Annotated in this window: 4 protein-coding genes; all 4 read left to right on the plus strand. The window is 26.2% G+C overall.

The genetic code is table 4. From position 1 onward, the window contains the following. Window positions 1-226 precede the first annotated feature (226 nt). Window positions 227-8,710: a hypothetical protein gene (locus HTZ87_RS00775; RefSeq protein ID WP_174892670.1), complete on the plus strand. Its 8,484-nt coding sequence runs from the start codon at window positions 227-229 to the stop codon at window positions 8,708-8,710. 28 nt (window positions 8,711-8,738) lie between these two features. Further along, the gene (locus HTZ87_RS00780) at window positions 8,739-11,912 is read left to right on the plus strand and encodes a hypothetical protein (RefSeq protein WP_174892671.1); all 3,174 of its coding nucleotides are present in this window, start codon (window positions 8,739-8,741) and stop codon (window positions 11,910-11,912) included. Window positions 11,913-12,109: 197 nt separating this feature from the next. Then, the gene (locus HTZ87_RS00785; RefSeq protein ID WP_174892672.1) at window positions 12,110-21,049 is read left to right on the plus strand and encodes a hypothetical protein; all 8,940 of its coding nucleotides are present in this window, start codon (window positions 12,110-12,112) and stop codon (window positions 21,047-21,049) included. A 139-nt stretch (window positions 21,050-21,188) separates the two neighbouring features. Next, window positions 21,189-23,885, plus strand: coding sequence for a hypothetical protein (locus HTZ87_RS00790; protein ID WP_174892673.1), 2,697 nt, complete (start codon window positions 21,189-21,191; stop codon window positions 23,883-23,885). Window positions 23,886-23,922 lie beyond the last annotated feature (37 nt).

Here is a 23,922-nt window from a genome sequence, read left to right on the forward strand (position 1 = left end):
TAGCGATTTTATAAAACTAATTTATTATGAAAAATAAAATATATAGCTTATTTTGTCCGTTATTAACGTTTTTAACTATTAAATTAATATTTACTTATTAAAATTACATTTTTATTTTCAATTTATTTTTTGATTATTTTTTGATATAATAAAATGTACTAATCAACCATTTATAAGTAAATTTATTATTAATTTATTTAGTTGAGACACTACAAAGGAGTTAATTATGGCAAAAAACAAAAAGAAAGCACCGTTGATACTATCTGGTATAGCAGCTACAGGTACAGTAGTAACAGCAGTTGCAATTTTATGAACTTGAAGCAACAAAAATAATGATTACGAATTAAAATACAATACTTTAAAGAAATTAATTTCAGATTTAAGTATTAATAATAAAAAATTCACTTCTGAATTTTCAAAACTTGATCCTGATTTCAAAAATCAAAAACAATTTATAGATTTAAACGATCTAAAAGATAGAATTTTAGATGAATTAAAATTATCTATTACATTAAAGGAAAAATCATTAACAGATAATGGTTTTACAATTGATAGAAAAGAAGAATACAAGGAAAAAGAAAACGGATTTGAATTAAATAACTATAATAAATCATTAACAAATGCTGAAGAAATAATTGAAGCAATTTCAAAAGTGCAAGACCAAAACAAGAAAGACGAATTTAAGAATAAATTAACAGATGATTTAAAATCTGATTTTAATACTTCTTTAATTAAGACAAACGAGACTAAAAAAAGCGTTTTAGCTTATTTAGATAAACAGCAGGAAGAAATTAATAAATGAAAAAAACTTGATAAAGATTTAATAGATTCATTACTAGCAGTTTTACGTGCTAGATTTAATGAAAAATTAGGCTTAGCAGGTGATAATATCGCTTCTCTTAAAGAATTAAATGACGAATTAAAAGAATATAAAAGAGTAGCAGATTTAGCAAGTCAAATTGATGATATTTATACAAAAGGTAACGTTTTACGTGATATCGATTCAAGTAATTTAGACGAATTACCAGCTATTGAAGAAGAAATTAAAAAAATATTAGAAGAACAATCTAAATCAGAATTTGATAAATTAAGAGAACAAGTTATCGAATTAAATTCTTTAGTTAAAGATGAAAATAAACACAATGAATTTGAACAAGAAATCAATACCGCTACAGATGCGAAATCTATTGAACAATTATTAGCAACTAAAAAGAAAATTGAAGATTATTTAAAAGAACACGCTGGAGCTAATAGATTTGTAGAATTTAAAAAAGAAGCTTTAAGAAAAAAAGTTAATGATTCTAATTTAACCGATGAAGCTAAAGCTAATTTCTTGGATAAAATTGAAAAAGCTACAGAAATTGCAGAATTAAATAAAATCGAAAAGAATGTTAATAAAGCTATAGAATTACGTACTTCAATCCAAGAAGCTGAAAAATTAATTAATTTATTAAATAACCCTAAAAAAGATGAATTATTAGATAAATTATATGATTCTAAAACTACAGAGGAAGTTAAAGTACAAGCTGATGAAGCTGTAAAAATACTATCAGACAAAAAACAAGTAGCTAAAGATATAATCAAAAGACTAGAAGGTGATTTTGATACCAAAAATGATTTTACTTCTAAATTAGTTGAAGCTGTTAAAGAATCTGAATTTGATGCTATTACTACACAAGTAAAACAATATTTTAAAGACTTAGTAAAACAAGTTCAAAATGAAATCAATAAAATAGATCAAAACGATACTAAGAAAAATGAATTACAACAACGTTTAGATTCTATTAAAAACGATGATAAAACAACCGCTGGTGCTTTACTTGAAATTTTAAAAGAAGCTAGAGCTCAAGATAATTTTGAAGAAATGAAAAAAGAGGCTATTAAAACAGCTGAAAAACTTGAAGACGATGCGAAATCTAAAGAATTTAAAGATAAGTTAGAAAAAGCTAACACATTAGATGAAGTTATTAAATTAAAAGACCAAGTTGATACTGCATATCAATTCCAATTAGATAAAAAGAATGCTGAAGCAGCTATCAAAAGAGTTAAACACGCAGATAAAAAAACTCAATTAACTGAAAAATTAAACCAAGCTACAACATCAGATCAATTAGTTAAATTAGCTTCTGAAGCTAATAAATATGCTGATTTTGAAATTGCAAATAATGTTAAATACTTACAGTTAAAAGAATTTGTTAAAAATAATGTTACTAAACAAGATAAAATAAACGAATTTAACGGATTATTAGACGCTGCATTAAAAGACGAACAAAGTAATAATAATATAGATCAAGAACAAGTTAATTTAAAATTAGATGAAATAAGTAAACAATTAGATCAATATATTACTAATAAAAAACAATTATTAAAAGCTATTAAAGATAGAATTTTAGGTAAATTAGCACTTGTAAAAGATGAAGCAAAAAGAAATCAATTAGAAGATGAAAGAATTTTACTTAAAGAGATTGAAAATGCTAAAGAATTAGAAGCTAGAGTTGATGAATTAATCAAATTTGAAAGAAATAAAGAAAATATTCTTGAAAAAGTTGAAAATTTATTAGACAAAAAGGATTACATCGATCAACTTGATAAAGCGACAAGTTTAGAAGATTTAGAAAGAATAGACGCTTTAGTTGACGCTGACTTAACACGTGAAGCTGAAGAGTTAAGAGCAGCTAAAGACAATGCCATTGAAAAATTAACTCATATTTTAGATTCAAACGAAAATAAAAATAAATGAGCAAATAAAATATCAGAAGCAAAAGATCCTAAAGTAGTTAACGGAATTATAAAAGCTATGGATGACTTCTTAGCTGAATTAAAAGATAAAGCTAATAAAGTTATTGGGAAAATTGTAGGTGATGATGCAAATCACGCTAAATTAATAGAAGATTTATCACAAGCTGATTCTGAAGGAACTATTGAAGCTGTTATTGCAAAAGCAGAAGAATTATTCTCAAACAAATTTGATGATGTTAACTCATCATTAGAAAACTTAACTAAAGATCACCCAATGTGAGAAAACTTTAATTCTGAAGTTAAAGCTGCTACAAATATTCAAGAATTAAAAGAAGCTCAAGAAAAAATAGAACATGCTATAACAGTTGAAGAACATAAAAAACAAGCTAAAAAATTACTTGAACAAGTTCAAGATAAAGAAGTTTCACCTGTTCTTTTAGAAAGAATAAATAATTCAAACGATGTTAATGAATTAATCCAAATAAAAGAAGATATTAAGCAACAAATTAAAAATGAAGCTGATGAAATTAAAGCCAATGTTGATAAATTAAAAGAACAAGTTGCAAAATTATTTACTCAAGAAAATATTGATAAATTCAACGAAATTATTGCTAACGATGAAATATCTTTAGAAGATTCAAGATTAGCTGTTGAAGCAATTAATGAAGCATATATTATTGAACAAAATCAACTTAAAGATGCTAAAAAAGAAGCTTTAGATGAACTTAAAAAATTATTAGATTCACCTGAAAAAACAGCTATAAGAGATCAAATTGAGAATGCAACAAACATTATCAATGATATAGCTGCTGCTAAACAAGCTATAAAAGATAGAATTACCGCTTTAAAGACTGAAGCAATCAACGCAACAAATAAATTAAATAATAAAGATGAACGTATCACACAAATTAATAATGCAACAACTCAAGAAGAAATTGATGGATTTAAAGATACTTCTATAGCTGAATTTAATGCTATAAAAGATGAAGTTACCCAATTAGCAAATGATACTTTAAATATTGATGAAAGTATTCAAGAAAAAGAAGCTATTTTAGAAAAAATACAACAAGCTGATACTGAAAATAAATTATTAGCTATAAAAGAAGAAATTGCAACTAAATTAAATGAATACAAAACAAAAGCAAATGCAGAAATTGCACGTTTAAATAACGATACAGTTACAAATGATCCTGTTTTATCAAACGGTATTGATTCTTTAAAAAGCCAATCAGAAGTTAAAAAACATATTGAACAAGTTAAGAATTTAATTAACTCTAAATTAGATAAAGCGGAAGAAGATTTAGCTAAATTAGTTGGTAATGAAACTGAACATACCGCAAAAGAAAATAAACTAAATGATTTAAAAGCTAGAAAAGATGTTTTAACCGAATCAGAAATTGATGAATTAATAAAATTAATTAATAATATTTTTGATAGTGAAAAATCAGAAACTAATATAGAACTTCAAAAAGTAACAAATGATGAGCAAAAACAAAAATTACTTGAAGAATTTAAAAATGCAAACTCAATTGAAAAATTAAATGAATTAAATAATAAAATTGCTGTTCAATTGAAAAAAGAAGAAATCTTAAAAACATTACCTTCAAAAATCCAATTTGATGAACAACGTCAAGGTTTTGAGTCTAGAATTAATGATGTTAATACTGACTCTTTAGAAAAATTAGCTGCAATTGAAGAAGAAATTAAAGAAAAAAGTGAATATAATAAAACACTTAAACAAAAAACAGATGAAATTAAAGCTGAACTTGAAAAAATTGATGTTGATGCAGCTTTAAAAAATTCTTTAACTGAAGAATTGAACAACGCTAGAACAACACAAGATGCTGATGCAGTGCAAGCTAAAATTAACGAAAGAATTGCTGCACTTCGTAATGAAGCTTTAGAAGCAATCAAAGGTCTTGAAGGAAGCGATGAACAAGCTATTAAAACTTCAGAATTAGGTAATGCAAATTCAGAATCTTCAATAACAAAAATTATTAATGATTCTAAAGCTTTACTAGAAGCTAAGAGAACTAAAGTTAACGAATTGAATGATTCAACTAACACATTATTAAAAGAACAATTTGCTACAAGAATAACAGAAGCTAAAAATATTTCTACTTTAAAGGAAATAGAAAATGAAATAAATAATCAATCATTAAGAGAAAATACTCAAAAATGAATTGATAAATTAAATCCTTCTACAGAAAAAATAGACCTTAAAGAACAATTAGATAATATTCAAAATAATGCTGCTGATGCTAACGAAAAATTAAATGAATTATTAACACAAGTTAAAGAAAAAGCAAGCGAAGAAGGTCGTGAATTTGAAGTCGCTATAGAAGAAGCTAAACAGGCTGTTGCTTTATTATCAGAAAATAATAAAAAACAGGAACTGCTTGCTAAAATAGAAGCTTTAGAAAATGGTGATCAATCAGGTAAAGTTGCGGAAGAAGCTGCAAAAATAAGAGATGAAGCTAAACAAATAATCACAGATAAAAAAGCTTCAATTAAAGAAGCGATTAGATCACTTATTGAACCAACAATAACAGATAGCGAAGATGCACCACTTCAAACTGCTAAACTTGATAGTTTAATTAAAAAAGTTGATGGATTAACAAGCGAAACTGATATTCAAAATGTACTTGATCAAGACGCTACAGATTACTTTAATTCAACAAAAGAAGAATATAAAAATAATGTTGAAAGATTATTCCCTCAAGTACAATTAAAACAAGATCTTTTATCAGCTATTCAAAGAGCTTCAAATATAACTCAACTTAATAATGCTCTTAAAGATGCTAATCAAAAATTAAGTGACTTAATTAATACTGAAAAAGAAACAGTTGAGTCCGCAAGTAAAAAAGAAGAGTTCAAAACACAATTAGATAAAATTAATTCAAATGAAGTTACTGATGATGCTGGTCAAACAACTACAAGTAAAGTTAAATGACAAACAAGATTACCAGAACTTAAAAAGTTATATGATTCAATCAAGGAACAAAAAGAAGATGAATCTAATGAATTAAGTTCATATAAAGAAACTTTAGAAAATGATATTACTACTTCATTATTAGGTGAAAAACAACCATCTAATACACCAGATGATCAAAAAAATGACGTTACTAAATTACTTGAAAAATTAGAATCTGCAAACACTCTTGAAAAAGCTCAGGAAGTTAGAGCCGAATTAGATAAATTAATTAATGCTAAGAAGGCTGTTGCAAAAGCTGCAATCGGATTGACCCAAGGTCATGACAATCATGATAACTTATTAAGAGAAATCGAAAGTGCAACAACAGAAGAAAGAATTAATCAACTTCAAAAAGAAGCACAAAATTACGTTCAAGAAGCTAAAGATAGTGCAAAAGCACAAATTGATAAAGTTAAAAACGATACAACTTCTCCTACTTTAGCGGAAAGATTAGCTAAAGATACTAATACAATTGCTGACTTTAAAGAATTAGAATTAGAAGCTAAAATTCTTAATAAAAAAGCAGAATTACAAGAAAAAATTAGTGCTTTATGAGATAAAAATAAATCTGATTACGAAAATAGAATCAACGCTTTAACAGAAAATAGTCAGCAAACACTAGATCAATTACTTGCTTTAGAACAAGAAATTAACAATGCTACTACACAACAAAATAGAGAGTTAGCAGAAGCTAAAGCTTCAGCTAACGAAGTAATTAATAGATTAACAGATGGTCATGATAATGAAGAAGAAAATAAAACTTCTAAACTAAAAGTAGTAGAAGATGCTACAACACTTGAAGCAGTTGAAAAAGCTAAAAATGACGCATACGCTATTTTAGATGCTGATAAAGCTCTTGCTGATGCTGCATTAACAAAAATTAATGTTACTGATTTACCTAACACAATTGATAATCAAAACCCATTAAAAGAAATTGCTGATTTATATGAATCATTAAAACAAACTAACACAGTTGATGCAACAGAAGCAACATACGAAAATATAAAAGCAAAAGCTAATGAAGCGTTTAATAACTATAAAGCTAAAGTTCAAGAACAACTTACAAATAGTACAACATCTAAGAAAGATGATTTATTAGCTAAGGTAGCAACTGCTGATACAATTGATAAATTACACCAATTACTTAACGCTAATGAAGTTTATGCAAAAGTGGATGAAATAACTAAGAAATTAGAAGGTCATGCACAAAATGATGCTAAAACTGCATTTGAACAAAAACTTAACGAAATTAAAAATAATATTGAACCAAGTACAGATAAAGTTGCTGAAAATGAAACTTTAAGCAAAAAAGAAAAAGACTTAAATAAACTTGCTGAATTATTAAGTGAAGTTAATGAGGCTGTAGATAATCAAAACGAACAAATTCAAGAAGAAGAAACTAAAGCTAAAAAAGCTCTTGAGTTAATTAACGGAACAGATGCTGCCGCTACTGGTAAAAAACAAGAATGAAACACTAAACTTCAAGAAGCTCTAGAAAATAAAGATGTTGAAGCGATAAAAGAAATCACAAAACAAGCTAAAGAATTTATTAAAACAAAGAGTGACGAAGCATCAGAAGCGTTAAGTAAACTAAGACAAGATAAAGCTCCTATGTTAACAGTTGATGGAGTTGAAGGATTACAAGATAAGTATAATGCTGCAAAAACTCAAGCAGAATTTGAGGCAATTAAAGCAGAAGTTGAAAAAACTTTAAATGACCTTCAAACTAAAGCTACCGAAGCTGCTCAAAAACTTGGTGGAGAATTAGATACTGATCTTCAAACCGCTAAAACTGAAGGTACTCAACAAGCTTATGATGACTTTATTGAAAAAGCTAACGAAAAATTTGAAGAATATAAAAACGCAGCAAGAACAAAATTAGCTGAAGCTAACTTAGAAAATAGTAATAAATTCGAAGAACAAATAGATTCCGCAACAACAAAAGAACAAATTAAACAAATTGAAGATAAAATTGAAGAACAAAAAGAATTAGAAACAGCAATTAAAGCCGCTAAAATCGAAATTAATAAATTAAACAACCTGGAAAAAGAAAGACTTTTAGGCGAACTTAATCAAGAAAACATTACTAAGGATGCAGCTGATAGATTAAAACAAGAGGCAATAGATAAACTAGAAGCTAAAAAACAAGAAGCTATAAAAGTTATTGCTAAATTTAATAATGGAGAAGGTGCAAATAATAAATATCAAGCTTTATTAGATTCTGCATTAAACGAATCTGATTATGATACTATTATTACTAACGCTACAAACGAATTTAATAATATAGCAGATGAAGTTAATAGAGATATCGCATTATTAAAAGATGGTCAAGATCAAGGTGCTAAACCTAACCCAATAGCTCATGAAAAAGCAACTATCTCTGAAATTAGAGAACTACATAAACAAGCTGTCGATTACGCAAAAGTTTATGCTAATAAAGCGATTGATAAAGCGCCAGCTGATAAACAAGATAAATTACGTGAAATGCTTGAAAACGCTACAAGTGTCGAAGTTATTAATGATATTGTAGTTCAAGCAAATGCCGAAAAAGATTTAGCAACAGCTAAAACAGCTGCTGTAGAGGATGCACGTAATAAATTAAATGGTCATGAAGATTTACAAAAGATAATTGATGAAATTAATGCTGCACAAAGCGCAGAAGATTTAAGAACAGCTACAGAAAAAATTCAACCTATCGTTGCAGGTGAAGCTGCTAAGTTAAAAGTCGCTCTTAGAAAATTAAACGATAACAATAATGTTAAAACAGCAAATTCAAATAAAGATGAAACAAATAGTACAGTACAAGAATTAAGAGATGCTGTTCAAGCTATTAATAATGAATTACAAAGACTTCATAATGAATCATCAAATAATGTTGAAAAAATTCATTTAACAGATCCAGAAGTTGTTAATCAACCATTCTTTGAAGAATGAAATAGAGATTATCAAAATTCAGATCCAAAAGGTCTTAAAAATAAATTAGATGATTTAAACTAACCAAAGAACCCAAACAGATTTTGTAAACTTGAATCAAGAAGTACAAAACAAATTAAAAAATAAAAAAGCTGAAGTTTTAGCAAAAGTTAACGAACTAACTAATGAAGACTTAAAAACTAGATTGACTGGTATTTTAAATGATACTTCAAAACAAAATTACAATGAATTTGCAAAAGTTTATAAACAAGTTCTTGAAGGCAAAAAAGAAGAACAAAGAAAAGCTAAATTATCTGAAGTAAATGCGTTAATTGAACAACTTAGAAACCTTGTCCCAGGTAAAAATAAATCTGATTTTAATAATGGAATAGAAACCAAGTCTCTTGAAGAATTAGAAACAATCGAAAACAATGTTAGAGAAGCACTTGCAGAAGAACTTAGAATAAGTAGAGAAGCTGCTTTAGAAGAAGTTAAAAAACTACCTAAAACAGATGCAACATACAACAGAGAAGCACTTATTAGAGAAATAAATGAAACTGAAGACATTGACAATTTAAATAGAATTAAACAAGATGCAAAAAATACAATAAGTGGAATTATTGATTCTATAAATGTTGAAATTAACAAAATGCAAGAAGGTGCTAAAGGTTACTTAAAAGCAGAACGTGATAAAATTATAGCTGCAACATATAACAATGATACTAGTGAAACATATGGTGATGCGTTGGTAAAATTCAAAGAAGAAGTTGTTATTAAGACTATTGAAAAATATAATGAATTTAAAAATCAAATTGGTATCATTTTCCCTGATGATGATCACCAAGCATACCATGGTGCTCCAGTTTACGGTACAAGAAGATATCACCGTCTAATTAAGAATATGCTTAACTCTACCAAAGCTGAAAGCATTGAAAAAATTGATAATTTATTAAGGGAAATGCGAGAAACAAAAGATGTATATCAAAAAGTATTAAATTACTTTAACAACAATATTAAAAATAACAATAATGTTTCTTGAAATCCTTGAGATTTTGTATTAAGTGAAGAACTTTGAAACATCAGAAATGTTTTAGATAACTCAAGCAGTCTTGAAACTTTCGATGATATAAAAAGAAAAATTGATTATCCTAACGGTTTAATTAGACAATTCGAAAAAGTAAAAGACTTATTCGACATGAAAGCTGAAGTTGATTCAAAAATAAATGAACTTAGTCAAAATTCTCAAAAACAAAGTTTAAGAAATGAATTTAATTCAATAAACGTAAAACTTGGTAATTTAGCACAATTTTTCACAACAGCAGAAGGTAAAACACAACAATTTGAACAAATTAAAAATAAAGCAATATCATTAAAAGAATCTTTAGATAATACAAAACAAAAAATTAATTCTATTGATGAAAAAGCTACAAAGATAAAACAAAAATTAAACGAAGCATGAAACTTAACACAAGATGTTTCTGCAACAAGTGAAAGAAATTCGACCGAATCAATGAATAATGCTATCGAAAATAGCGAAAATGGATTAAGAAAATTAGTTAATGATGCAGTGACAGAAATTAATAAATTACAAAACCCTAAACAAGGTGAATTATTTACTAAATTATCTCAAATAGACTGAGCTTGAGATCAAAACCAAGCAACAGTTGATGCACTAAAAGCGTTAATATTACAAGCTCAACGTGAAAAAGCTAGAGAAGGTGCTGAAAACCTTTTAGCTAGATTAAAAGAGAATAATAGTTCTAAAGAAGATTGAACAACTAGAATAAATAATGATGCTCTTACACCATCTCAAATTAGCGATGCAGTTAATGAGGTAAGAAATTATTTAACAGGTAAACAAACTGAAGCTCAAAACGCAATGAAACGTTTAGATGATAATAGTTCAGATGTAAATCACAATACTAATTTAGAAAAGTCAAACAATAATACATTAAATGAAAGTGAATACGAAGAAGTTAAAAAATATGCAACTGATATAATGAATGAAGAAATTCGTTTATTAAACGTATCTACTTCACAATTTGATACAAGTACTAGAGAACAATTTAAAGTAAATGAAAGTCTAGTTAGCCAAAGTAAAGTGCGTGATAATCGTAGATTATCTGATGAATTATTAACTAAATATAATAGTGTTGCAAATTTAAGAGAAGCTAAATTGGCTGGTGCTAGATTCGCTGAATTAAGAAATAATTATAAAACAAGACAAGAAGAACCGTTTAAAACAATGGATAGATTATTAGGATTAGAAAGAGAAATTAATAACGAAATTAATTCAAGAAAAACTATTGCTGAAAATAAACTTAGAGATTGAAATATAAACCCTAATAAAAAACAAGAGTTCCAAGATAGATATAATGCAATGAATAATAATAATATTACTATTGAGCCATTACAACAATTAATTGATGATATGAATAACTATAATGAAGTAAGGTCATCATCGAGGACTAGAAGCCTAGACAAATTTGTAATAGGTAGAAATGAAGGTGCAAATCAAATAACAATTGATACTTACCTTTTAAAATTAGATGGAATTTATAGTAATAAAAAAATGTATGCTATTGCTATTGATGAACAACAACATAGAATTGTTTCAGATGCTACAATTAGTGCTCAAACCGATGATGACATACAAAGATCAGGGCCTAATCACCTTGCATTTAATTTCAGAAAAGAAAAAGCAACAGAAGCAGGTAACTATTCATTAGAAAGAATAGTTTATAGTTCGGAAGAATTGACTGATGAACAAGTTTTAGAAAATACAAATAATGTTATTTTACGTTTAAATGAAAATAATAGTAATTATCAAGCTTTTGTCGTTGAAGATAAAAGAATTAAAGCGTCAGCGAGAACTATGTCTGCTACTTATAGTGGTTATAACGCTTCCAATGGTGATAATTTTAGCATTCGCGGATTAAATATAAAGAACATAGGAAGAGTAAATAATAATTCTATAGTAATTAAATTAAGAGGTACTAGTCAACGTCGTCCAGATCATAGTCCTGCACTTAGATACGTACCTAGAAACACAACATTTACTACATCACTAGATCAAGCAACTGGAAATCTAATAATAAACGTTAGTTCTAAAGAATTACGTGGTTATAATTCTAATTCTTATAATTATGCGATTCATGAAATAGAATTTACTGCTGATGGTAAGAATTTTAAATATAGTATTTCTCGTGATCAATATAGTGGTAGAGAATACATAGATTATAGTCAACATAATTCAAGAGATTTAAATTTCACAACACGTAGATAATATGAAAAAAGTTAACAAAAAAGTTGTTAACTTTTTTATACTAAATTTGATTATTTGATAGATAAATTTGAATTAAATTTAAATAACTTTTATAGTAAAAACTCACTTGTGGCACGGGGTTTTTCACAAATTGTTTTTATTAAATAAATATATATAATATATAATGTATAAATACAAAAATTAATTAGGAGATAAAAATGTCTAAAAATAATAAACTGAAGTCAATTATAGCTGGTCCAGCTATAGCTGCAGTAGTCTCGTCAATAACGGCAATTACTGTAACATGAAATTGATCTAAAGATAGAAAAAATTACAATTATAAATATAATTTATTAAAGGAATTAATTGATAAATTGAATATTAATAAAGATTTATTTATTACCAAATTTAATAAAATTAGCCCAAATTATAGGAGGAAAGAACAGTTTCACGAATTAGATTTATTAAAAAATAAAGTTCTAGATGCTTTACGTTTATCTATTTCAGCAAAAGAAGAATCGTTAGAAAATACAACAATTAACGGCGAAAAATTCACTAGAAAAGATGAGTATCAAAATCATGATAATGGTTTTGATTTATTAGCATATAACGTGGGTCTTGATATTATTTCTCAAATCGATAGTTTGATAAATAAAATACAAAATGACGAAGATAAAAAAGAATTTAATGAAAAAATGTTATCTGTTTTAAAAGATAAATTTAATAAAATTCCTTCTGAAAGTGAAAAATTATTAGAAGAAATTTCTAATTATGTTAATTCACAACAAACTCAAATAGATAATTTAAAATCAGATAATTCAAGATTAATAAATTCTTTACCAGAAGTTATTAGAGATAAATTTACCGCTTTAGTAGAAGAAGCTGGTGATAATTTAGAATTATTAAATAAATTAAATACAGAATTAAAAGAATATAAAAGAGTTTCAGATCTTGCTTTAAGCATTCATAATTTACATAAAAAAGCTAATATTTTAAGTAATATTAAAGCAAGTAATTTTGAAGATTTACCTGCTATTGAAAAAAATATTTTAGAAATTCTTGAATATGAAAAGAAATCATCTTTTGATAAGTTAAAACAAGAAGTTGAAGAATTAAACGATCTAATTGAAGATTCACAAATACATGATGCTTTTGAGAGGAAAATTGCTGATGCAAGTGAAACAAAATCTATTCCTCTTTTATTAGAAACTAAAGAACAAATTGAAGAATATCTTAAAGACCATGCTGGTATTGTTGGTTATATAAAATTCAAGAAAGAACAACTTATTGACAAAATAAGAAATTCCGATTTAGATAACAATACACAAGATGTTTTAGTTGATCAAGTAAACCAAAGCAATGAAATAAAAGAGTTAGATAGAATAGAAAAAAATATAAACGATTTAATTGCTTTATTAAAGGCTAAAAAAGAAGCTATAGAGCTTGTTTCACAGTTAGAGAACCCTAAAAAAGATGAATTATTAGATAAACTAACTTCAACAACTGATTTAAAAGAAATTGACAAAATTTCAAAAGAAGTTATTGATATCATAGCAAATGAAAAAGAAAAAGTTAAAGCTAAATTAGAACAATTAAATGGTGACTACACTACTAAAAATGAATTTATAACAAGATTAACAGAATCTATTAATCAAGCTGATATCAAGCAAATAGGTAAAGATGTTGACGCTTACATTTCTAACTTATTAAAAGAAACAGAAACATCAATAGAAAAAATTCAAGATCCAAATAAAAAAGCTAGTCTTAAAACAGAATTCGATAAAATCAAAGAAAATCCATCAACAAATGCTGGGAATATTTTAGACTTACTTAAAAAAGCTAAAACACAGCTAAATTTTGAAGAAGCTAAAAAAGATGGTAATACTATTGCGGACTTAATTGAAGATAAAGAAATAGCTAATAAATTAAAAGAAGATTTAAATAATGCTAAAAACTTAGATGAAACACTTAAAATTAAAGCTGAATTAGATGAAATTTACAAAATACAATTAAGTAAAAAAGAAGCAGAAGAAGCTATAAAAAGAATTCAAAATCAAGTTAAAAAAGATGAACTAACTAATAGATTAAAAGAAGCTAAAACATATGATGATTTAATTAAATTAATCACAGATGCTAATAACTATTCTAAAATTGAAGAATCAAATAAATTAAAACATGATCAATTAAAAGACTTTGTTAACAATAAAATTGAAGATAATGACAAAAAACAAGAATTTTTAGACAAATTAGAAAAAGCCCTAAAAGATTCGAATAATAATCCTAATGTAGATCAAAATGAAGTTCGTGCTAAACTTAATGACGCAAGAACCTTAATTTATAATTACATTAAACAAGTAAATAATGAAAAACAATTACACAATTCTATTATCGATAGAATTGATTCTAAAATACCTTTAATCGAAGATGAAACAATTAGAAATAAATTCAAAGAAGAAAAGATTAAAGCTGATACATCTCAAAAAGCAAAAGAACTTGAAGAAAAAATTGATAAACAATTTGAGTTCGAGACAACAAAAAATGCAATTTTAGATAAAATTGATAAATTAATTGATAAAAAAGATTATCTTTCAAAAGTTGATGAAAGTAATAGTATTGATCAATTAAATGAAATAGAAAAATTAATAAACCAAGATCTATCTAGAGAAGATCAAGAATTATTAGATGCTAAAAAGAAAGCAATTGAAAAACTAGTTTATATTTCAGATTCTAATAATTTAAAAGGTGAATGAGCTAAAGAAATTAGTTTGGCAAAAACTCCTAGTGAAGTTCAAGCAGTTACAGAAAAAATAACTAAATTTATTGATGACCTTCGTAAAGAAGCTGAAGCATCTTTAGCTAAATTAGTTGGTGATGATGAAAAACATACTCACTTTGAAAACCGTTTAATCGGAGCTAAAAACGAAACTACTTTAGAAGATGTTAAATTAGGTACTGAAAAAGTTTTTTCAGATAAATTTAATGAAGTTCATGAAGAATTAAGAAAACTTTCTCAAAAAGATGATAAATGAGATAGTTTACTTGAACGAATTGAAGCAGCTAAAAATATAAAAGAATTAAATGATATTTATAACGAAATCAAAGTTGAATCTAATATATATAACAATAAAAATGATGCATTAGAATTATTAGATTCAGTTCAAGAAAAATCTAAAGTAAATGATTTTGCTGAAAAATTAGAAAATGCAAATACTCTTGAAGAAATTTCTAAAGTTAAAGAGCAAATACAAGCTCAAATTGAAATGGAAAAAGACGAGATTGCGAAGAACAAAGAGCAAATTCAAAAAATAGTTGAGACACTATACGAACAAGATAATATTGATAATTTCAACGAAATCATTTCAAATGATAATCTATCACTTGAAGATTCTAGAAATGCACTTAAAGCCGCTAAAGAAACTAAAGTTATTGAAGCCAATAAGCTTTTACATTTACAAAACGAAGCAAGAGAAAAACTTAATAATTTAAAAGATTCTGACGAAAAGACATCAATTCAAAGACAAATTGATTCAGCACAAAATCTAGAGCAAGTTCATGATGCTATTAAAAGAATAGACGATAGAATTCGAAGAGCTAGAGAAGAAGCTGTTGTTCATGCATCTAAATTAAATAATAATAAAAATTTAATAACTAGTTTACTTAACGCTAAAAATGAAGAAAAGATCGAAGAAATTAAAACTGAGGCTATTTCAAGATTCCAAGAATTAAAAAATAATTTAACTTCATTTTTAAATAGAACATTAAACGTTGATTCAAGTGCTCCGATTAGAGAATCATTCGTTGAAGAAATTAATAATGCTAAAAACGAAAGCGTTTTAATTACAATAACAGAAAAAATCATTGATGAATTTAATGATTATTTAAACGACACAAAAAAACAACTTGAACGTATAACAGAAGATACAATTTTAAGCAATGCAACTTTAATGAAAGATATTACAAAAGTTGATAATGAATTAACTTTAAAAGGATATCGTGATGAAGTTACTAATGTAATTAATTCTAAACTTAATGAAGCACAAGAGTCATTATTAAAATTAAATGGTGATAGTGAAAAACAAAACAAATATAAAGAAATATTTGATAATTTAAACTCTAAAAAAGAAACTTTAGTTGAATCAAGTGTTAATGAATTAATCAAAAATATAAATACTGTTTTCGAAATCGAACAAAATATTACTTCTAAAAAAATAGATAAAGTAAAAGACGAAGATAAACAAGAAGAATTTAGAACAGAATTTGAAAATGCTAATAGCATCGAAAAATTACATGAATTAAATAATAAAATCGAATTACAACTTAAAAAAGAAGAATTATTAAGTCTTTTAGATGATTCAAATACAGTTATGTTGAAAGATCAAAAATCTGAATTCATTAACGAAATTAACTCTGAAAATACTGATTCGCTTGAAAAAGTTGAAGATTTAAAACGTAGAATCGAAGAAAAAAGTACTTTCAACAAAGGATTAAAAGAAAAAATAAGTTTAACTAGAGATGATTTAGGGAAAATAGATGTAACTAATGAGTTAAACACTAAATTAAGTACAGATTTAGATAACGCATCTACTGTTGAAGAAGTTAACGATGTTATTTCTCAAATTAATAATAAATTGGAAGAATGAAAACAAAAAGCAGTTAAAGCATTAGAAAAACTTAATGGTAGTGCAGAAAAACTACAAAAAGAACAAGATATTAAGAACGCTAATAAAGAATCTAAATATCAATCAATAATATTAGATATTGAAAAGATATTGGATGACGAAAAAGAAAGCGTTAAAATGTTGTTAGAACCTATTAATGATGATGTTAAAGGATCATTTAACGATAGAATAAATGCTGCAAATAGCGTTTCTGAATTAATTAATATAAAAACAGAAATTAATAATCAAAGTAAACGTCAAATAATTGAAAAAGTTATTGATATTTTAACTGACTCTGAAGATAAAACAAATATTAAAAATGAATTAGATTCAATTCCTAATGATGCGGTTGATTCAAAAATTCGTTTAGATGAAATTGAAAAAAGAGTTGAAGAGTTAGCGAAGGCAGAAAATAAACAATTTAGAGTTGAAATCGAAAAAGCAAAACATGCTGTAAGTTTACTTTCTGAAAGTAACTTAGAAAAATCTAAATTACAACAAGAGATTGATAGATTAGAAAAAGCCGAACAAAGCCAACAAATTCCATCAAAAGCTACAGAGATTAAAGATAAAGCTGTTAAAATGATGGAAGATATCAAAAAAGAAATTAGAGAAGAAATTGCTAAAAAACTTCAACCGACAAAACCGAATGCCGATCAAGCTTCAAAAGAATCTCCGCAACACCTTGAAAAATATAACGACTTAGCTAACTTAGTTAATAACTTGGAAGTTGATACTGAAGATGAAGTACGTGATGTTTTAAACGTAAAAGTTAAAGAGTATTTAGATAAAGTAAGAAACGAGTACAAAGATTTAATTAACGAGAATTTCCCCGGAACTAGCGAAGATAAAATTACAATACATAACTCTTTAGATCAAGCAAATGATATTAATGCTTTAGTTGAAGGCCTTAAAAATGCAAATACAAAACTTGGTGAATTTATTACAAGTTTAATTAATACTGTTGAAGATGAAAGTTTAAAAGAAGAATATAAAGAAAAACTTGCAAAAATTCAATCAAATACAGTTGTTTTAGAAAATGGTGAATCAAAAGAAGATCTAACAAAATGACAGAGATTATTACCTGAACTTAAAGAATTATGTAAAGAAGTCGAATTACAACTTAAAAAAGAAAAAGATACTTTAAGAGATTTTAAAAACAATCTTGAAATTGAAATTAATAATAGACTAGTTGATAATACAAATGATGATTCTGAAAATTCTAAAGTTAGATTACAAGAAGCGTTAAAAAACGCAAATACTTTAAAAGATGCTCAAAAAATTAAAGAAAATCTTGATAAGAAAATTGAAGATATCAAAAAAGTTGCCGACGCAACAATTGATTTAATAGCTGGTGATGAAAATCATGACCGTCTTAAACAAGAATTAAAAGATGCGACAACTGAATCAAAAATAAATGATATTTCTAAAGAAGTGCAAAGATACTTAGATGAAGAAAAACAAAAAGCAAAAGACAGTGTTGATAAACTTCCAGAAAATAATGCAACTAAGGCAAAATTAAATGAAAAGTTAAATAATACGGACTCTTCAATTACCAAAGATAAGAAATTCTATGAAAACATAGAAAAAGAAGCTAAAATTGAACTTAAGAAAGTTCAATTAAAAGAAAAAGTCGAAGAACTTTGACCAGATAGAAAAGGTACATTGAATGATCAAATTGACGCAATTTCTACAGATGATTACGAAAAAGCGATCGAACAGTTAAAAGGTATTGAGTCTTCAATTGATGATTCTAAGAAAGAACAAGATAAAGAGTTAAGTAATTCTAAAATCGAAACTTGACCTATTATAAATAGATTAAAAGACAAAGAAGCTATTAGTGAAGAATTAAAGAATGCTAAAACATTGGATGATGTTACAAAAATTAAAGATAAAGCTAATAAGCAATTAGATGACAAAAAAGCTGAAGTAGATAAAATTCTTGAAAAGATTAATATTGAAGATGTTAATGGAACAATTGGTAGTGATGATCCAAGAAAACAAATAAAAGACTTATACGATACATCTAAACTTAGAGCGGATGAAAATGCTTTAGAAACTACATATGATGATATTATTGAAAAAGCTAAAGAAGCTTTTGAAAAATATAAAGATACTGTAAGAAATAACATTAATTCAAATAAATCAAGTAAAGGTGATGAATTAATTGAAAAAATTAATGACTCAGAGACAGATACAATCGATAAATTACATGAGTTAGAAAATGCTAATGAAGTACAAAAGAAAGTTGATTGGGTTAAAGAAGAATTAAATAAATTACGTACAAGCGATCAAAAAACTACTTGAGAAAATGAAATTAATGAGATTGAAAAAACTATCCAACCAAGTACAGATAAACCTGGTGAAAATGAAACAAAAAGTAAGAAAGATAAACAATTAGAAAAATTATCAGAAATACTTTCAAATATAAATGAAAAAATAGCTCAAGAATCACAAGAATTAAAATCCGAAAAAGAAGCAACACAAGAAGTTATTGACTTAATTAACTCTTCAAATACTGATGATGTAGACAAGAAAAATGATTTAGTTGATCAATTAAATAATGCAGTTATCCAAAATAACATTGAAAAAGTTAAAGAATTAAGAAACGAAGCAAGAGAGTATATAAATACAACAAACAGAAAACCTGTTGAAGATTTATTGAAAAAATTAACAGATAATACCGAACCTAAAGCAACTTTAGTAAAAGAATTTAACTCTGCAAATTCACAAACAGAATACAATAATGTAAAAACTAAAGTTGAAATAGCACTTGCGGAGCTTAGAAAACAATCTGAAGAAAAAGCTAAACAAGTAGGCGATGAATTAAATGATGAATTAAATACTGCTAAAACAACTGATACTCAAGCGGCATATGAAGAATTTAATAATAAAGTTGAAACTAAGCTTGAAGAATATAGAGATCAAGTTAGAAAAGAATTATTAAATTCAGGTATATCATCAACTGATTTAAAAAGAAATATTACCGAATTAATCAATAATAGTAATACTAAAGAATCAATTTTAGCTATTACTAATGAAATTGCCAGAGTTAAATCATTAGAAGATGCGCTAGTTGTGATTAATAAATTAAATGATAATGATAAAAAACATGAATTATTATCAACAGTTAATGGACAAAACGCAACTAAAGATGCTATAGATAATGCTAAACAACAAGCTGAAACAATATTAAATGATAAAAAGCAAAAAGCATTAGAAGCTATTAAAAAATTAGAAGGTTCAGAATTAAAAGTTACTAGAGAAGCTCAATTAAAAACTTCTGATACTGAAGCTACTTATGATAAAGTTATTGCTGACTCAACATTAGATTTTAATGATATAGCTAATAAAATTAATAATGATATTAGATTATTAAAAGATGGCGGAACTTCTACAAAACCTGAAGCTAATGCCGAAACAAAAGCTAATGTAAACGAGATGAAGGATCTTCAAAAACAAGCAATTCAATATGCTAAAGAATATACAACAGCAGAAATTAATAAAGTACCAGTTGAAAAACGTGTTGCATTATTTAATGAATTAGAAAAAGCAAAATCTGTTGCACAAGCTAATGAAGTGTATGATAAAGCCGTTTTAGAATTAAATACATTTAATGATTCTAAACGTAAAGCTGTTGAAGAAGCAACAAGAAGATTAGAAGGTTATGATAATAAAGATCAAATCATTAATGAAATACAATCAGCTACTGATATTGCAACATTACAACAAGCGAACAACAAAGTAAAAGAAATTTTAGATAGAAAATATCAAGAACTTGAGTTAGCCAGAATTAAATTAGAAAGTACAAACGGCGAAAGAGAAAAATATAAATCTCTAAATGATAAAACAAGTACTTTTAATGAAATGAATAATGCAACAGAAGCTTTAGTTGTGGAATTAGATAAAATCTTTAATAATACAACATCTAACATTGAAAACATTAATTTAAATGATACTAATGTTTCTAATATACCTTCAATTCAAGATTGAAAATTAGATTATGAAAATCCAAATTCAACTTCTCAAAACGATAAAGGTGTTAAACAAAAACTAGAACTTCTAAATGGTTCAAATAAAACTGAGGAAGCTCTTAAGAATTTAAATAAAGAAGTTGAAGCTAAGTTAAATTCTAGAAAAAGAGAAGTATTATCAAAAATTAATGAGCTTAATAGTTCTGATGAAAGAACAAGATTAACTAATACTTTAAACGATACTTCAAAACAAAATTACAATGAATTTGCAAAAGTATATAAAGAAGCTATCGAAAGAAAGAGTGAAGAACAAAGGCAAGCTAAATTGTCCGAAGTAAAAGCTTTAATAGCTAAACTTAAGAATCTAGTACCAAATAAACATCAATCAAACTTTAATCAAGGTATTGATTCTAAGAATATTATTGAATTAGAAAGAATCAAAAATGAAGTTCAAGCAACATTAGAACAAGAATTTAGATTAAGTAGAGAAGAAGCTTTAAAAGAAATTAAAAAAATTACCTTCTAAAGATTCTGCATACAATAGAAGTACTTGAAAATCAGAAGCCGAAAGAACAAATAGTATTGATAAATTAATTGAACTTAAAAACTCGGCAAAAGCAAAAAATGATGAAATTTTAAACTCTATTGATACATTAATTAATTCAATGCAACCAAATGCTAGAAATTATTTAAATAATCAAAAACGTGATATTTTATCAGGAGTTTATAATGAAAATCATACACTTGGTGATGAATTATTAAATTGGAAAAATACAGTTGTTCAACCAACAGTAAATAAATATAATGAATTAAAAACAAAAATTGATCAATTATTCCCTAACGCAACAAATACAACTAAATATAATCAAGCAATTAAATCTATGCTAAATAGTGATAAAGTTGAAAACTTACATAAAATGAATGATTTTATGATTCAACTAGACGATACCAAAAAAGTTTATGATAAAGTAAAAACATATCTTGATTCAATTAAAACAAATGCAAATATCGAAGGTGATTGAATTAATAGATTTACAAATGCATTATCTAACATAGGTAATAGTATTGATCCAGATCCTGCTCTTGGACAAATTACAAGTTTAGATTTTATTAAAAATAAAATTGATGGACCAAGAGGTCTATATGAGAAAATGGTTTCAAGAAAAGAATTCTATAATGCAAAAGCAGCAGCTTTAGCAGAAATCAATAAACTTACACAAGAGGGTCAAAAAGTTTCTTTAATGAGAGATTTCAACGCAACAAAAGATTTTAATGATGCTAATATAAACGATAAAAGAAGAGGTTTAGAACAAGTTAAACGTGATGCTCAAACATTAAAAATAAATGTAGACCACACAAGAGGAAAAGTTAATTCAATTGATGATAAAGCTGTAAAAATTAAAGCTAAAGTAATTGAACAATGAAATAGACTTGATAGTTTCAAACCAAATAGTAGTGGTATTTATACTTCAACTATGAATAGCGTAATTGAAAATAGTAATAATGGATTAAAAAATGTAATTAATAATGTTATTACGGAAATTAATAAATTAGATGCTTCAAACCCTAAAAAAGCTGAGTTATTAGACAGATTATCTAAAATAGATTGATCATGAGAAACAAACAATAAGACAATTAACGATTTAAATCAATTAACTAAACAAGCTAAACGTGAAAAAGCAAGAGAAGGTGTCCAAGTATTATTAGATAGAATTAAAAACGATAACCCTAATAAAGATACTTGAACAAACAAAATTAATAATGATAATCTTGAACCACATCAAATTATTGCTGCAATTAATGAAGTAAAAGAATATTTAAGAACTAAGGCTCAAGAGTCAAGAAGACAATTAGAACGTATTAATGTAACTAAGCAAGATGATAATCCAACAATAAATACTGAATTAAATAAAAAACATGAATATGAAGCTTTATTAAGTAAAGAAAATGTTACAGAAGCTGAATTAGATAGTATCAATTCATATGTTGATACATTAATCAATATTCATTACAAAAAAATGTGAAATGATGCTATTGGTAATGGTCAAAATGGTAAATTTATCATTGAAGGTAAAACAGTTAAATATTATAACCCTGAAACATCTAGTTCTAATAAATGAACAACAACATCAGTTGAAAATATTTTAACCAAAATTGTTAAACTTAATAGCATTAGAAAAAGAGTGGATGAATACAATACATTTATTTCAAAAATGAAAGATCATCCAAGGTATGCAGAGTTATCAAGAGAGTCAAATAAATATGAAAATAATATTGATTTACCACGTTATAAAGCGTTAATGAATGGAGTTACTTCACAATTAACAAATAAATATAACGAATTAAAAAATCAAATTGATAACTTACTTATTTCTTCAAATTCAGGTGCATCAGAACAAATAAGAAGACAATGAAGAGAAGAATTAAACAAACTTGATCAAGATAATTTAACATATAAAGATTTAAAGAAATTAGAAGATATGATTAACAACACTAACTTTATTGATGGTGCTTCTTCAATAAATAACAGTAATGAATTTTACATAAGACATAATGATGGACCAAGTTCAATCGATGCAAGCGTAAGTTTCTTTAAACTACCTAAACAAGATCAAGCAAATATGAACTTATATGCAGTAGCAGTTAACCAAGACGGTCAAAAAGTAGTCTCACAAGTGAGAAATGCTAGAAAAAATTCACACACTGCAGATTCTAGACTTGATTCGAAATCCCTTGCATTTACATTTAATAAAGCAAACGTAACTCATTTAGGTAAATATTCAATTTCAAAAATTGTTTATTCAACTAATGCTAACTTAACTAAAGATCAAGTAATAAATGATAATACTAATAAAATAGAAGTTCCTAGTGGTGTAAATACAAGTAACTATGTTGTATTTAGTGCTAGAGATAACAATGCGCGTGTAAGTGCAGGAAATGTTACTGTGACAAAAGGAAGCAACGGAAATAGAAATAGTTATATTGATATAAAAGGTATGACTTTAGATGAAGGGTGAAATATTCAAGGTCTTTGAGTAACTAGCGCTTCGATAGAAATTGAATATACAAATAAATCTAAAAAGATTGTTAATATTGATAGAACTAAACTTACCGTATTCCAAGAAAAGAATAATTTAAAATTTAGAATAAACGATATTCAAGAACATATAAATGGTACTACAACAAAAAGAATTTCTAGATATAGAGTAAAATCAATTACTTTCTACGTTAAAAATAATTTTAATGTTCGTGATACTAAGTTTTATGAATATAATGTAAATAAACAAAGTACTAGTTCAACTTACAAACCTATAGATTATTCAAATTACACAATAAATAATAACGGTTGAATTAAACCGTAGTAGAAAAAAACAAAACTTAATCAAAAGTTTTGTTTTT

This window comes from Mycoplasma sp. OR1901, from assembly GCF_013348745.1.
In the GTDB taxonomy this organism is placed as follows: domain Bacteria; phylum Bacillota_I; class Bacilli_A; order Mycoplasmatales; family Metamycoplasmataceae; genus Mycoplasmopsis.